This is a genomic window from Nonomuraea candida, assembly GCF_000725485.1.
Classification (GTDB): domain Bacteria; phylum Actinomycetota; class Actinomycetes; order Streptosporangiales; family Streptosporangiaceae; genus Nonomuraea; species Nonomuraea candida.
Map to the genome: position 1 here is coordinate 66,386 of NZ_JOAG01000037.1, position 13,928 is coordinate 80,313.

A 13,928-nucleotide genomic window follows, 5' to 3' on the forward strand; every position below is an offset into this window, starting at 1 on the left:
CCCCGGCGACGCGGATTATTCGGCCAGGCCGTCCCAGGGCTGGCGGTCGGGGCCTGCCGCGCGGCCCTCGGGGCAGTGCCGGCGGAAGTCGCACCAGGAGCAGATCGGCCCGGGACTGGGCGCGAACAGCTCGTCGATCTCGGCGGGCACGGCGGCGGGACCGGCCGGCTGCCGGTCGGCGGGAGCGCGGCGCGTCCCCTGCGGCGCGGACACCAGGGCCCGGTAGCGCTCGTCGGCCGCCGACGCCTCCATGGCCACCTCCTCGGCCCGGCCCAGGTGGCGGGCGAGGGACTCCTCGGTGTGCCGCCACTCGACGATCTCGCCGGTGGGCAGGTGGTGCAGCTCGACGGTGCGGCACGGGGTGCGCATCATCGTCGAGGCGGCGACGGCGTAGACCGCCAGAGCGAGCGAGGAGCGGGCGTCGTCCTGGGTGAGCGGGCGGCGGCCGGTCTTGTAGTCGACCACGACCAGCTCGTCGCCGCGCCGGTCGAGCCGGTCGATGCGCCCGGACACGGCGATGACCTTGGTGCGCGTCGCGACCGTGCGCTCGACCCCCACCGGGTCGTCGGACGGATCCAGGGTCGCGACATATCCGGATACGAGGTCACGGGCGCGGCCCAGCCAGCGCCCCGACTGCTCGGCGTCCCTGAACCCCTCGGTGATCCATCCGTTGGTGACCAGGATGGCCGCCGTCAGCGGGGTCCTGCGTTCGTACGGCTCCCGCCACCAGCCCGCCAGCGCGTTGTGCACGCTCGCCCCGACGCTGTTGTGCGCCCACGCGGGCCCCTTGGACGGCTGGGGCCGGTCGAGGTAGGTGAACCGGTAGCGGCGGCGGCAGTCGAGCCAGGTGTTCAACCGCGACGGCGTGCACGAGTAGAGCCGCCGCGGCATCCCCTCCAGCGGGAGCTGGCCCTGCATGGCGCTCATCCGGCCGCACTCCGCGACGCGCGCCCGGTGGCCCTGAGCCGCGAGACGGGGCCAGTGGCCGTGGGGCGCGGGGCGGGGCCGGTGGCCGTGGGCCGCACCTAGTCGTCGCCCGGGTTGAGCTTGATCCCGGAGATCCTGGTGCCGTCGGTGAGCGGCCCCTCGGCCTCGGCCTCGGTGGCGACGCGGGTCAGCGAGCCGGAGACCCAGTCGTCGAAGTGCGGCTCAAGGTCGCCGATCGTGACCTCGTCGCCGTGGGCGGCCAGCACCCGCGTGTCGCCGGGGAGCGTGAACAGCCGCCCGCCGATCGAGGTCAGCTGGTCGGCCAGGGCCGGGTATTCGCCGCCGATCTTGCCGGGGCCGTCGGCCTGGAGCGCCTTGCCGGTGAACACGGCGCCGAGCGCCTCGCAGTAGAGCGACACGCCGCCCGGCGTGACCCCGGGGGTCTCCATGACGTCGAGCTGCACGTCGGCCACGCCGAAGATGCCGTCGTCCTCCATGTCGATGTCGGGCCAGGTCTCCCGCCAGGTCTCCCGCCACAGCGGCTTGTCCTTGGGGTGCAGGGCGACCACGGCCTCGTCTCTGCTGGCCACCTCGATGGCGGCCGCGACGTGGTCGGGCAGGCCCGCCGTGCAGATGACGGCCAGCACCTCACGCTCGCCCACCTGCTCAAGGATCTTCTCGGCGTCACGCGCCGGGTCGATGACGATCACCTCGTCGTCGTCGCCCACGATCCAGGTGTTGTTCTCGACCTTGTGCTCGGTGCCGTCGATGTCGACGACGCCCTCGGTCACCACTCGCTCGATACGCGCTGTCACGCCTCCGAACTCTAGCCCGTCTCCATCACAGCGCGAATCGCGTTGCGCCGTCCTAATCCTCGAGTCTCGGGGAGAACGCGCCGAACGGGACGTCCAGCTCCTGGTCGCGGGCGTCGACCAGGGACAGCTCGGCCAGCGCGATGATGCAGCCGGCGTCGGCGGGCCAGACGATGGTCCACAACCAGTTGCCCATCGCCTCACCGGCGTAGACGGCCCGGTCGGCCTGGCCGTCCACGCACCACAGGGCGGTCGGGTGGCCGAGCACCTCGATCTTCGCGTTCGGCGGACCCGAGTCGAAGCCCTCGCCGGGATCGGGCCCGTCGAGCCCCGCGAACGCCGCGCCGAGCCCGATGCCCGGCTCCTCGGCGATCAGGATCAGATCGGCCGGCCCCTCCGTCAGCGACGGCCCGGTCAGCGCGACCAGGCTGGCGCGGGCTCCGGTGCGCTGGTCGCCCACCTCGCCGAAGCCGGTCACCAGCCAGCCGGCGGGCAACGGCCACGGCAGCCACACGGGCACGACCGAACTCTTCCGTACCGCCTCCAGCGCGGTGCTGGTCGGCGGCCACGGAGGCTGGTACGGCAGGACATCGCCGTGCGTGCCACATCGGAACGCGCTCGACCTGGCGCCCGGCCCGTGAAGCGGGCCAAAACACCGTGGGCAGGTTGGTGCCGCTCTCACAACTACCCACGGTGCTTTCTTGGGCGGGGCCCCGTCAAGACCGCTGCCCGTTATCCCGTCGTAATCTTGGTCACGTGCGCGTAAATTGTGTGGGCGCGATCATTTTCGACGCCTCTGACCGGCTCCTTCTCGTCAAGCGCGGCCATCCGCCGGGCATGGGGTTGTGGTCGCTCCCCGGGGGGCGGCTGGAGGCCGGTGAGACGGACGAGGCGGGGGTGCGGCGCGAGGTCCTGGAGGAGACGGGGCTGCGGGTCGAGGTGGGCCGCCTGGCCGGCACGGTGGAGCGGCCGGGGCCGGGCGGGGTGACGTACGTGATCCGCGACTACCTCGCCACCGCGGCCGCCGGGGCGCCCAGGGCCGGGGACGACGCCGCCGAGGTGCGCTGGTGCGGCCCGGCCGACCTGGCGCGGCTCCCGCTGTCGGAGGGGCTCCTGGACGCGCTCACGGAATGGGACGTGCTCCCGCGAGCCTCCCGAAACCCCTGAACCCGACCGGACGGCGCGCCGTGTCTACCGGCTGGAGGTCAGGCTGGACGTCCAGAGGATCAGATGGTCGGCGTCGTACGTCGTCGAGCGGCCGAGCGCCACCACCTCCGAGCCCGCCACCGCCACCGCCGACAACCACTGCGCCCCCTGGCCCGCCAGGCGGTCCTTGGTGAGCGCCATGCGGTTCCAGGACAGGCCGTCCTGCGACGTCCAGGCCGCGCTGTCGCCCTCGCCCGGCGTGCCGTGCCAGCCGACCGCCACGAGCCCCTCCCCGGCCTCCGCCAGGTCGTACACCGCCGCCGCCCGGTCCGCGGGCAGCCAGGCCGTCTCCCAGCTCTGGCCGTCGTCGTCCGAGACGGCGGCGAACGCGCGCCGCGCCCCGTCCGTCATGGCCGTGCCGATGGCCACGAGCCGGTCCTGGTGGGCCACGACCCGGCGCAGCCCGGCCGACGTGGCGCCGGGCGGGGTCACGCGCTTGCGGGCGGTCCAGTTGACGCCGTCCTCGGAGTGCCAGACCACGCTGTGCTCCTGGCCGGCGTCGCCGGAGCCGCCCACCGCGACGTACCCGCCGCCGGTGGCGACCGCGTCGTGGACGCGCACGCCGGAGCCGCCCTGCGGCAGCTTCCTGGACCTGGTGTACTTGCGCGTGTCGGGGGTGAACCACATGGCGGCGCCGATCGCGCCCGACTGGTCCCTGGTCTCGCCGGCCACCACATAGCCGTCCTTGCCCGCCGTCACCACCCGGGCGCGCAGGTGGAAGTGCTCCGGCCGGCGGGCCAGGTCGCCCGCGACGTCGACCCGCTTCCAGGTCTCGCCGTCGGTGGAGGTGACGAGGAGGGGGTCGGTGACGGCGACGTTCGTCTCGGTGCCGCCGACGGCCAGCCAGCCGCGCCCGCCGTGCGCCACGTCCTCCAGCGTCTGCCTGCCGGCGCCGCCCAGGCTCATGGACTTCCAGCTCTTCCAGTTCTTGATCGTCCACAGGCCGGCGTCGCCGGAGGCCGAGCCCACGGCGACGTACCGGCCGTCGTGGTCGGCCAGCGCGTTCGTCTCGCGGGCGATCCTGGTCAGGCCCTCGACCTCGCCCAGCCGTACGCGGGAGGCGGAGCCGCGCGGCGGCGCGGCCACCAGCACGAGCTGGTTGTCCACGTCGGAGGCCGCCTGGTCGCCGCCGGCGAACAGGGTGCCGCCCTCGGAGATCGTGAACCCGCGCAGCGTCGCCCCCGTCAGGCCGTCCAGCTCGGCCCGCCTGTCCCAGTCGCGCCCGTCGGTGCTGCTCAGCACGGTGTACTTGCCCAGCCCCGCCTGGCTGACCGCCGCCACGCCCGAGGGGTAGGAGACCAGCGACTCCACGCCCACGCTCGCGGGGTCGAGGCCGCGGATGGAGCCGCACTGCGACCACTGCTCGCCCGTCGGGGAGCAGTAGACGCGTACGTCGCCGTCGATCGTCCGCCGCCGGGTGGGCACCAGCACGAACTGTTTCGGCAGCACCGCCACCATCCCCGCGCGGGGGTCGGTGGCCTCGGGGAGCTGGAAGCCGGTCGCCTGCCAGTCGCGCCCGCCGTTCGCCGAGCGCAGCACCCGCGATCCCTCGCCGTCCGCGGGTACACCGATGGCCACGACCGTGTCGCCCTTGGCGACCACGGCCCTGATGAGCCGCACTCCCAGCTCCCTGGTCTCGACGCGTTCCCAGCTCGCGCCGTCGGACGAGCGCCAGGCCGCCGGGCCGGTGCCGCCGTCGGGGCCGGTCGTCCTGCCGACCGCGACGAAGCCCGAGCGCGTCCTGGCGATGTCCTCGATGTGGTCGCCGGACCTGAACGCGCTCAGCCCCGACTCCGGCACGGCCGTCCAACTGGAGCCGTCGGTGCTGGTCCACAGGCCGCGCTCGCCCGTGGCCTCGTCGCCGCCGCTGGCCAGCCACCGGCCGTCGCCGCCGACGACGCGCCGCACGGTGGGCGTGGAGGCGCCGTTCACCTGGCCGAGCCGCCAGGTCTTGCCGCCGTTCGGGGAGAACAGGAAGAGCGGGCGCGGGGTCGGGCTCGTCGTGTCGCTGCCGACCGCCACCACCGCGCGGCCGACCGAGGTCATGTCGTTGAGCTTCTGGTCGGTGCCGTCCCCGGCGGCGGGGACGGTGAACAGCTCGTCCCCCGACCTGCCGGTGCCCGCCGCCAGGCGCAGGCCCTGGGCCTGGTCGTCGTTCCACTGCCAGACGAGCACGCCGGTGGCCACCAGGACCGCCACGGCCACGGTCAGGACGGCGGGCACGGCCCTGCTGCCCCGGCGTGTGGGGCTCGATCTGCGTACGGCGGCGGGGGCGGGGCCCCTGTGGTGGCGTCCGCCCTGGGGGCGGGGCGGACCGGTGGCGACGAGGAGGTCGGGCCTGGTGGGACGGCCGGCGGGCGGCCGGCCGACCCGGCGCACCTCGGTGTCGTGCCGGTCGTCCCGATCGTCCCTGTCGTTCCCGTCGTCCCTGTCGTCACGGCCGTCACGGCCGTCGGCGTCGTCGGCGTCGTCGGGCGTCTCTCTCGCCCGGTCCTCGCGGATCGGCACCCGGTACACCAGCCGGTAGGGGGCCGCGCGGCCGCCCTCGGCGTGCCCCGCCTCCTGCGCCGCCTCGCGTCCCGCCTCTCGCGGCTCCGCCTGTGCCGGCTCCCGTGCCGCGTCCTGGCGCGGGTCGGGCGTGCCGGCGGACGGTGAGGCGGGCGCGGCCAGGTCTCCGGGCGAGGTGGCCGCGACAGGCGCTGCCGGCTCCCCCGGTGAGGTGGTCCCGGCGGGGTCGGCGGGCGGGGGCGGCTCGGCCGGGCCGGGGCGCGGAGGGCCGCCGGCGACGAGCTTGTCGGGCCTGTTGACGATGCGCCGGGGCCGGCGGCGCGGCTCGACCTCGGGCTCCGCCGTCGGCGAGCTGTACGGCCTGCGCCCCTTGGGCGGATCGTGGGGGTCGTCCGCCGGCACCGGGGCGGAGAACGGCGGCAGCCCCCAAGGCGAGATCAGCGGTAGACCCCTGGTCCGATCGTCGGTGGGACCCGGCGGCGAGTGGCTGATCCGGGGCTCTTCGGGAGGAGAATGGGGTTCAGGGGCGCCCTCGGAATGCGGGGCGTCGTCTTCCGGCGGTCGCCGTGGCGGTTCGCTGGGGCCGGAGGCCACGCGCCCTACCTCCTAGTCGAACGAGTCGTACGAGTCGATCCCGGCCGCGTCAGCGGACCGTTCCAGGGCGGCCGGGGAGAACCCGCGACCGTCCCGACAGCATCCAGACCAACATGCCTGAGCCGGAATAGCGAGACCTCTCTAGCGAGATTCCCCGCACCTCTCGCCGGATTTATTGCGAAATGTCGCTAATTGCCCGCTTTTTGGCTAGATACATCACACCAAACGCATACACCCCGAGTTGCACCACGGTTCCCGCCAACGCCTGCCACGGCACCGGCACCTTGGCCTGATCGAGCGCGTCTTCGAGGTTCCCGGCGGCGGCGCTCACCCCGAAGGCCACGACGTTGTTGATGACGTGCAGGGCGATCGGCGCCTCCAGTCCCCCCGTACGCACCGCCAGCCACGCCATGACCGCCCCGAACGCGAACACGTCGAGCAGCCCGGCCCACGAATACCCGTGCAGCGAGGCGAAGAGCGCGGACCCGATGAGGATGCCCCACACCGGGTTGCGCACGTGCGCGCCGACGGCCTGCATGAACCAGCCGCGGAAGACGTACTCCTCCGCCGCCGCCTGGAACGGCACCAGCAGCACGATCACGGCGAGCAGCGGCAGGAAGACCTGCCACCCGGCCCAGCCGAACAGCTCGGCGTCCAGGCCCGCGGCCGACAGCACCAGCCACTGCACGGTCTGTCCCAGCACGAGCGCGAGCACGGCCAACCCGCCGCAGCTCAGCATCCAGGACCAGCGCAGCCGCCCGGCCACCGACGAGAGCGTGCCCGGCCTGCGCCGCTGGATGAGCGCCGCCGTGCCGAACACGAGCAGCAGCACCGGCGCGATGGACAGCAGCGTCATGGACAGCCCGAAGGGCGTGCCCTCCGGCACCCCGGTCGCCGGGTCGATCGGCGAGGGCAGGCCGAACAGCACCGCCACCAGCATGGAGGCGAAGACGACCACGATGCCGATCACGAAGAAGCCGACGCCGACGACGAGCGTGCCGACGATGGCCTGCCACGGGCGGGTGGCGGGGGTCCGCGCGAGGTGGTCGAACCGCGCCCCGCGCGGGACCGGCAGGAACCAGGACTGCGGCTGCCCCGGATAGGGCTGCCCGGGGGCCGGAGCGCCGTACGGGCCGGGGGGCGGCGCATCGTACGGGCCGGGGCCCGGCGGGCCATAGGGACCGGGGCCCGGAGCGCCCTGGGACGGGCCGGGAGCCGGAGGACCGTAGGGACCGGGGCCCGGCGGGCCGTACGGACCGGGGCCCGGAGCGCCGTGGGGTGTGCCGGCGTCCGGAGCGCCGTACGGACGATGAGGCCCTGGATTCTCCTGCATAACCCCATTCTGTCCACTTGATGCGCATTAGTTCACAGACGGTCCACTGTTTTAGGCGGATGCTCGGAGTCGTAGGCAATCCGACCCCGGGAGCAGACCATGTCAAGGCTGGGACCTGTCATCACCCTCGCGGCGGGCGCAGCGCTCGCCGTGGGGCTCGGTGTCGCCAGCATCACCGCGACACCGGCGGCCGAGGATACGGCCGCCGGCACCGCCGCCCAGGCGCCCGGCGCGGAGGGCACCGCCGCGCCATCGGCGTCACCGTCACCGTCACCCTCACCCTCGTCCTCGTCCTCGTCCTCGCCGGAGCGCACGCGGCAGGAGAAGACCGCCAAGGCGGACTACGGCGGCCGGGTGAAGGGCGACGTCGCGCTCATCGCCATCTCCATCAGGAACGGCAAGGCCGTCGCCTACTTCTGCGACGGCAGACGGGAGGCGTGGTTCAAGGGCTCGGAGTCGCCCGGCGGGCTGCGGCTCAAGGGCGTGGCGGGCGGCGGCTCCGAGCTGGCGGCCACGCTGGACGGCGGCCGGGCCGAGGGCCGGGTCTCCGTCGGGGGCCGGAAGTGGGACTTCACCGCGCCCGCGGTGGTCAAGCCGTCCGGCCTCTACCGGGCCACCGCCCTCGTCAGAGGCGCCAGGCTGCGCGCGGGCTGGATCGTCATCAGGAACCCGGACGGCGGCTACGAGCAGGTCGGCGCCGCCTTCGCCGGAGAGGAACGGCTCGACATCCCGCGGCTCGACGGCGAACGGCCGACCGCGCCCGTGACGATCGACGGCACCACGGTCACCCCCGAGGACGTCGACGGCTTCATCGAGGAGATGCGATGACCGACGCGCCGACCACCCAGCCGACCACCCGGCAGACCATCCGGCAAGCCACCCGGCAGACCATCCGGCAGACCATCCGGCAAGCCACTCAGCAGACCACTCAGGAGACGCGATGACCGCCATCCACCAACGGCCCGCCCGCGGCCTCGCCCCGTTACTGGTGCCGCTCGCGGTGGGCGGCCTCGTGGTGCTCGCGCTCGGCGTCTACGGGCGGGCGCACACGCCCACCGGCTTCGCGGTGGGCGTGGCCGGCTTCTCCGCCGCGCTGCCCATGAAGGTGTGGCTCACCACGGGCGCGTTCGTGCTGGCCGTCGTGCAGGTGGTCTCGGCCCTGTCGATGTGGGGCAGGCTCGGGATCGCGATCCCGCCCGCCGTGCACCGCTGGTCGGGACGGCTGGCGTTCCTGCTCACGATCCCGGTCGCCTTCCACTGCCTGTACGCCCTGGGCCTGCAGTACGACGTGCCCCGCGTGCTCGCCCACTCCCTGCTCGGCTGCTTCTTCTACGGCGTGTTCACCGCGAAGATGCTGGCCCTGCCCGGGCGTGGCGCGCCGGGCTGGACGCTGCCCGTGCTCGGGGGGCTGGCGTTCACGCTGCTCGTGGGGCTCTGGCTGACCTCGTCGTTCTGGTTCTTCACCGCCGTCGGCTTCAAGGTGTGAACCTCTTCGTCCGGCTCAGCCCGGCCGCCCGCCCCTTGGCGGCCACGACGAGCGCCATCTTCCTGGACGCCTCGTCGATCATCTCGTCGCCCAGCATGACCGCGCCGCGCTTCTCCACGGTGGTGTAGTGCTCGTACGCCTCCAGGATCAGCTCGGCGTGGTCATAGTCCTCCTGGGAGGGCGAGAACACCTCGTTGGCGGCGTCCACCTGCGCCGGGTGCAGCACCCACTTGCCGTCGAACCCCAGCGCCGCCGCCCTGTGCGCGACCCTGCGGAAGCCCTCGACGTCCTTGATCTGCAGGTAGGGCCCGTCGATCACCTGGAGGTCGTGCATCCGGGCGGCCATCAGCAGCCGCATGAGGATGTAGTGGTAGGCGTCGCCCTCGACATAGCCCGGCGGCTGCTCGCCCACGACGAGCGTGCGCATGTTGATCGAGGCCATGAAGTCGGCGGGGCCGAACACGAGCGTCTCCAGCCGCCCGGAGGAGCCGGCGATGGCGTCCACGTTGACCAGGCCGCGGGCGTTCTCGATCTGCGCCTCGATGCCGATGCGGCCGACCTCGTAGCCCATCGTCTTCTCGATCTGGGTGAGCAGCGTGTCGAGCCAGACCACCTCGGTCGGGTCCTGGACCTTGGGCAGCATGAGGCAGTCGAGGAACTCCCCCGCCCCCTCGACGATCTCGATCACGTCGCGGTACGTCCACCGCGTCGTCAGGTCGTTCACCCTGACCACGCGCGTCTTGCCCGACCAGTCGCCCTCACGCAGGGCGGCGACGATGTTCGCCCGCGCCTCCTCCTTTGCCGCCGGCGCGACGGAGTCCTCCAGGTCGAGGAAGACCTCGTCCACGGGCAGGGTCTGGGCCTTCTCCAGGAACCGGGGGTTGCTGCCTGGCACGGCGAGCACCGAACGTCGTGAGCGCATGCGCACACCGTACTTCGGCTGTCAGCCGGTGAACCCGTTGGCCTCCAGCCTGGCGATCAGTCCGTCGATGCCGCACGGCTCGTCCCAGCCGGGCAGCGACACCATCTCGGTCCTGCCGCCCACCGCGCGGGCGCGCCCGTCGCGGCCCATCGTTCGCATGCCCCCTATGGCGGGATCGTGGCGGCGGCGGTTCGCCGGTTACAGTCGGAGCTGTGAGCGACAACACCGCGGCCATCGAGGAGGGCGCCAAGAAGTCGGGCATCCTCTGGCTCGCCCTCGACCGCCCCCGCCTGGCCTGGCACGCCTGGCACGACGGCGCGATCTACCTGGTCACCGGGGGCGAGGAGCAGCAGTTGCCCGGCCTCGACGCGCTCGACCGGGTGCGCGTGACGCTGCGCAGCAAGGACAACGGCGCGAGGCTGGTGGAGTTCGAGGCCGCGGTCTCGGCCGTCGACCAGGCGGCGGCGCCCGACGTCGTGGCGGTGCTGGCCAAGGAGCGGCTCAACGCCCGCGACAGCGAGCACCTGCCCGAGCGCTGGGCCCGCGAGTCCACCATCTGGCGGCTCACCCCGCAACACTGACCGCCCAGGCCACCTCGCAACCGTGACCGCCCAAGCCGCCCCGCAACGGTGACCGCGCGGGCGGCGCCGGCCTCACCCGGCGCGGCCCTCCAGGTCACCCGGACGTCGTGACGGGCGCGGCCTCCTGGCCGCTCTCGCGGCCCGTCCCGGGGGCGGGGGCGGGGAGTTCCGGCTGGGCACTGGCGGTGGCGGTCTGGGCGAGCAGCGCGCCGGAGAGCACGATCAGGCCGCCCACGATCTGGAACACGCCGAGCGTCTCGCCGACCAGCCCCCAGGCCACGATCGCGCCGCCGATCACCTCAAGGGAGGCCACGGTGGCCCCCACCGCGGCCGACAACCGCCGCACGGCGTTGACCCCCAGGATGTACGCCACCACGGTGGCGATCACCACCATCCACAGGTAGGCCCCCAGCACCGGCAGCCGCAGCCCGCCCGCCGGCGCGGTGGTGGTCGTGAAGGCGTCCCACGGGATGTTCCACGGCCGGGCGAACGGGATCAGCACGACGGCCGCCCCCGTCATGCCCCAGGCGATCAGCCCGAGCGGGTCCACGTCGTCGCCGAAGCTATCGTTCATCAGGAAATATCCGGCGCAACACGCCCCGGCGAGCAGGGCGAGCAGCAGCCCCAGCGCGTCCAGCCGGAGCCCCTGCCACGCCTCCACGACGATGGCCAGGCCGACGACCGCGACGACCGCGCCGACGTAGGCGGCCCGCGCGAGGCGTACCTTGCGGACGAACCGCACCCAGACCACCACCATCACCGGCGCCATGAACTCCAGCAGCAGCGCGATCCCCACCGGCAGCCGGGTGATCGCCAGGAAGTACAGCGCCTGCACGCCTGCCACGGCCATGACCGCGTACAGGGCGAAGAACGGCAGCCTGGGGCCGGGGATGCGCAGCGCCCGCGGTCTCACCGCGACCAGCACGGCCACCAGCAGCAGCCCCGCGCCCGCCAGTCGCGTCCACACGGCCTCGATCGGCGCCAGCCCCGCCGCGTTCAGGTATTTGGCCATGGGCCCCGAGAACGCGAAACAACACGAGGACACGAACGCGAGCGCGAGCCCCCCATACCTCATCGCACACCTGCCTGCCGAGTAATGACCGTGAAGTGCGTTTGATACTGACATGTCCGGCGTCCCGGGCGCAATGGGGCGGCGCTGTTAGCCTGGCCAGGTGAAGATCTTCGTGGCCCGGCTCCCCGGGACCCCGGTCTTCGACCCGGCGGGCGACCAGATCGGCCGGGTCAGAGACGTCGTGGTCGGGCTGCGCATCGCCCGCCGGCCCACCGTGCACGGCCTGGTGGTGGAGGTGCAGCCGCGCCGCCGGGTCTTCCTGCCGATCACCCGCGTACGCCGCATCGAGGCCGGGGCCGTGGTCTTCACCGGCCGGCTCAACATGCGCAGGTTCGAGCAGCGCGCCACCGAGACCCTGGTCATCGGCCAGATGCTCGACCTGCGCGTCCGGCTCGGCGACCAGCCCATGACCGTCTACGACGTCGCCATGGAGGAGCTCAAGCCGTCCACCTGGGAGATCACCAAGGTCGCTCTCTACAAGGGCAGGCGGCGCGAGCCGCGCACCGTGGACTGGGCCGAGGTGTCGGGCTTCGACACGCTGCAGAAGGACCAGGGGGCGGCCGGCCTGATCGCCGCGTTCGAGTCGCTGCGCGCCGCCGACATGGCCAGCGCGCTGCACGAGCTGCCGATCAAGCGGCGCGTCGAGATCGCCCGCGCGCTCGACGACACCCGGCTGGCCGACGTGCTGGAGGAGCTGCCGCCCGGCGACCAGATCGGCATCCTCGGCACGCTGGACCCGGAGCGGGCGGCCGACGTGCTGGAGGAGATGGGGCCCGACGACGCCGCCGACCTGCTGCACGACCTGCCGGAGGAGCAGGCGGCCGAGCTGCTGGCGCTGATGGAGCCCGGTGAGGCGGCGCCGGTGCGGCGGCTGCTGAGATATCCCGAGACCAGCGCCGGCGGCGTGATGACCAGCGAGCCGGTGATCCTGCCGCCCACCTCCACCGTGGCCGAGGCGCTGGCGCACATCAGGCAGCAGGACCTGACGCCGGCCATGGCCGCGCAGGTCTACGTCACCAGGCCGCCCACGGAGACGCCGACGGGCGCCTACCTCGGGGTCTCCCACTTCCAGCGGCTGCTGCGCGAGCCGCCCTCCACGCTGCTGGGCAGCGTGCTGGACCCCTCCATCGACCCGATCAGGCCGGAGTTCACGCTGCGCCAGGTCACCTACTACCTGGCCAACTACAACCTCGTCGCCGCCCCCGTGGTGGACGAGCTGGGCCGGCTGGTCGGCGCGGTGACCGTGGACGACGTGCTGGACCACATGCTGCCCGAAGACTGGCGCGAGAGGGCCGACGAACCGTGACGACTGACCGACTCGACCAGCCGAGAGACCTGCGGCGCTCGTTGCGCCCGCACTACGACCCGGAGACCTTCGGCCGCCTTTCCGAGCGGATCGCCCGGTTCCTCGGGACTGCCCGGTTCATCGTGTACATGACGGTGTTCGTGGCGGTCTGGGTGCTCTGGAACGTGCTCGCGCCGGCACACCTGAAGTTCGACCCGTACCCGTTCATCTTCCTCACGCTGATGTTGTCCCTGCAGGCCAGCTATGCCGCGCCGCTGATCCTGCTGGCCCAGAACCGGCAGGACGACCGCGACCGCATCCAGTACGAGCAGGACCGCGAGGCCGCCGACCGCAACCAGGCCGAGATCGAGTATCTGACGCGCGAGATCGCCGGCCTGCGGATGGCGCTGAACGAGGTGGCCACCCGCGACTACCTGCGCGCCGAGCTGGGCAGACTGGTGGAGGAGCTCAGGGAGCGGCGCTGAGGCCGGGCACCGGCCTGCCGGGCGCGAGGGGCTCAGGGAGCGGCGCTGAGGCCGGGCACCGGCCTGCCGGGCGCGAGGGGATCGACCTGCTCCGCGGGCTCGGGAGCGGAGCCGAGGTCGCCGACTTTGGCGAGCAGGGCGGGCACCCGGGCGAGGTCCTCCTCGTCGAGCCGGGCGAGGAACATCCCGACGCCGCGCAGGTAGGTCGGGGTCGCCTCGGCCAGCCGGTCGGCGCCCCGGTCGCTCAGCACCGCGTACAGGCCCCTGGCGTCGTCGGCGCAGGCCTCCCGCATCACCAGGCCGTCGCGCTGCAGCCGGTCGACGAGCCTGGTCAGCCCGCTGCGGGAGAGCAGGACCCGCTCGGCCAGGTCGTTCATGCGCAACCGCCGCCCAGGCGCGCCGGCCAGGTGCGCCAGCACGTCGTAGGAGGCCGGCGGGAGGTCGTGCGCGCCGAGCAGCTCGCCTTCGAGGTGCCGGGTGATGCGCACCTGGGCGCGCTGCAACATCCGCCACACCTCCAAATGCCCGGCGGACAGGCTCTCGGCGCGCAGAAGGGTCACGGAGTAACCTTAGGACGTTGTTGCACGGACATCTAACAGTGCGGATTAACTCAGCGCGGGCGCCGGTTCATACCATGGAGGGGCATCCTCGCTGGCCTCCAGCGCCTGCCACACATATACCGACAAAGGAGGGACGGCACTCCCTCGTGCCGAGACT

The 13,928-nt window shown here is 73.1% G+C and carries 15 protein-coding genes; 6 read left to right on the forward strand and 9 right to left on the reverse strand.

The window, feature by feature from the left end; translation table 11 throughout:
* Positions 1-15 precede the first annotated feature (15 nt).
* From IO39_RS31510 to IO39_RS31520, 3 genes are all read right to left on the reverse strand, one after another.
* Positions 16-927 carry a RecB family exonuclease gene (locus IO39_RS31510; RefSeq protein ID WP_052423603.1) on the reverse strand — a complete coding sequence of 304 codons (912 nt, stop codon included), beginning with the start codon at positions 925-927 and terminating at the stop codon, positions 16-18.
* 98 nt (positions 928-1,025) lie between these two features.
* The gene (locus IO39_RS31515) at positions 1,026-1,742 is read right to left on the reverse strand and encodes an MBL fold metallo-hydrolase (protein ID WP_043630605.1); all 717 of its coding nucleotides are present in this window, start codon (positions 1,740-1,742) and stop codon (positions 1,026-1,028) included.
* Between the two features lie 52 nt (positions 1,743-1,794).
* Positions 1,795-2,421: a DUF6758 family protein gene (locus tag IO39_RS31520; RefSeq protein WP_043630607.1), complete on the reverse strand. Its 627-nt coding sequence runs from the start codon at positions 2,419-2,421 to the stop codon at positions 1,795-1,797.
* Positions 2,422-2,495: 74 nt separating this feature from the next.
* Here IO39_RS31520 and IO39_RS31525 point away from each other — a divergent pair, with 74 nt between their 5' ends.
* On the forward strand, positions 2,496-2,906 hold the full coding sequence (locus IO39_RS31525; protein ID WP_043630610.1) for an NUDIX hydrolase: 411 nt from the start codon (positions 2,496-2,498) through the stop codon (positions 2,904-2,906).
* Between the two features lie 24 nt (positions 2,907-2,930).
* On the opposite strand, the gene IO39_RS31530 is transcribed toward IO39_RS31525, so the two are convergent.
* Complete coding sequence (locus IO39_RS31530; protein WP_043630613.1) at positions 2,931-5,855, reverse strand: sialidase family protein; 2,925 nt, start codon at positions 5,853-5,855, stop codon at positions 2,931-2,933.
* Positions 5,856-6,219: 364 nt separating this feature from the next.
* The gene (locus IO39_RS31535) at positions 6,220-7,380 is read right to left on the reverse strand and encodes a CPBP family intramembrane glutamic endopeptidase (protein WP_052423604.1); all 1,161 of its coding nucleotides are present in this window, start codon (positions 7,378-7,380) and stop codon (positions 6,220-6,222) included.
* Positions 7,381-7,479: 99 nt separating this feature from the next.
* On the opposite strand from IO39_RS31535, the gene IO39_RS31540 reads away from it, so the two are divergent.
* Positions 7,480-8,208 (forward strand): hypothetical protein, encoded by a 729-nt coding sequence (locus tag IO39_RS31540; protein WP_063765375.1) that lies wholly within the window; start codon positions 7,480-7,482, stop codon positions 8,206-8,208.
* 112 nt (positions 8,209-8,320) lie between these two features.
* On the forward strand, positions 8,321-8,866 hold the full coding sequence (locus tag IO39_RS31545; protein ID WP_043630616.1) for a DUF6529 family protein: 546 nt from the start codon (positions 8,321-8,323) through the stop codon (positions 8,864-8,866).
* On the opposite strand, the gene IO39_RS31550 is transcribed toward IO39_RS31545, so the two are convergent.
* On the reverse strand, positions 8,856-9,788 hold the full coding sequence (locus IO39_RS31550) for an HpcH/HpaI aldolase/citrate lyase family protein (protein WP_043630619.1): 933 nt from the start codon (positions 9,786-9,788) through the stop codon (positions 8,856-8,858). The two genes, IO39_RS31545 and IO39_RS31550, sit on opposite strands and share 11 nt — an antisense overlap.
* Positions 9,789-9,809: 21 nt before the next feature.
* Entirely contained in the window at positions 9,810-9,947 is a 138-nt protein-coding gene (locus IO39_RS55040; RefSeq protein ID WP_157549133.1) for a hypothetical protein, read from the reverse strand.
* A 53-nt stretch (positions 9,948-10,000) separates the two neighbouring features.
* Here IO39_RS55040 and IO39_RS31555 point away from each other — a divergent pair, with 53 nt between their 5' ends.
* Entirely contained in the window at positions 10,001-10,369 is a 369-nt protein-coding gene (locus tag IO39_RS31555; RefSeq protein ID WP_043630622.1) for a hypothetical protein, read from the forward strand.
* 94 nt (positions 10,370-10,463) lie between these two features.
* On the opposite strand, the gene IO39_RS31560 is transcribed toward IO39_RS31555, so the two are convergent.
* Complete coding sequence (locus IO39_RS31560) at positions 10,464-11,444, reverse strand: EamA family transporter (RefSeq protein ID WP_043630624.1); 981 nt, start codon at positions 11,442-11,444, stop codon at positions 10,464-10,466.
* 97 nt (positions 11,445-11,541) lie between these two features.
* On the opposite strand from IO39_RS31560, the gene IO39_RS31565 reads away from it, so the two are divergent.
* On the forward strand, positions 11,542-12,747 hold the full coding sequence (locus IO39_RS31565) for a magnesium transporter MgtE N-terminal domain-containing protein (protein ID WP_245642416.1): 1,206 nt from the start codon (positions 11,542-11,544) through the stop codon (positions 12,745-12,747).
* Complete coding sequence (locus tag IO39_RS31570; protein ID WP_084773803.1) at positions 12,744-13,211, forward strand: DUF1003 domain-containing protein; 468 nt, start codon at positions 12,744-12,746, stop codon at positions 13,209-13,211. Before IO39_RS31565 ends, IO39_RS31570 begins: the two co-directional genes overlap by 4 nt.
* A gap of 32 nt (positions 13,212-13,243) precedes the next feature.
* Here IO39_RS31570 and IO39_RS31575 read toward each other — a convergent pair whose 3' ends face one another.
* Entirely contained in the window at positions 13,244-13,771 is a 528-nt protein-coding gene (locus IO39_RS31575; protein WP_245642417.1) for a MarR family winged helix-turn-helix transcriptional regulator, read from the reverse strand.
* Between the last annotated feature and the right edge of the window lie 157 nt (positions 13,772-13,928).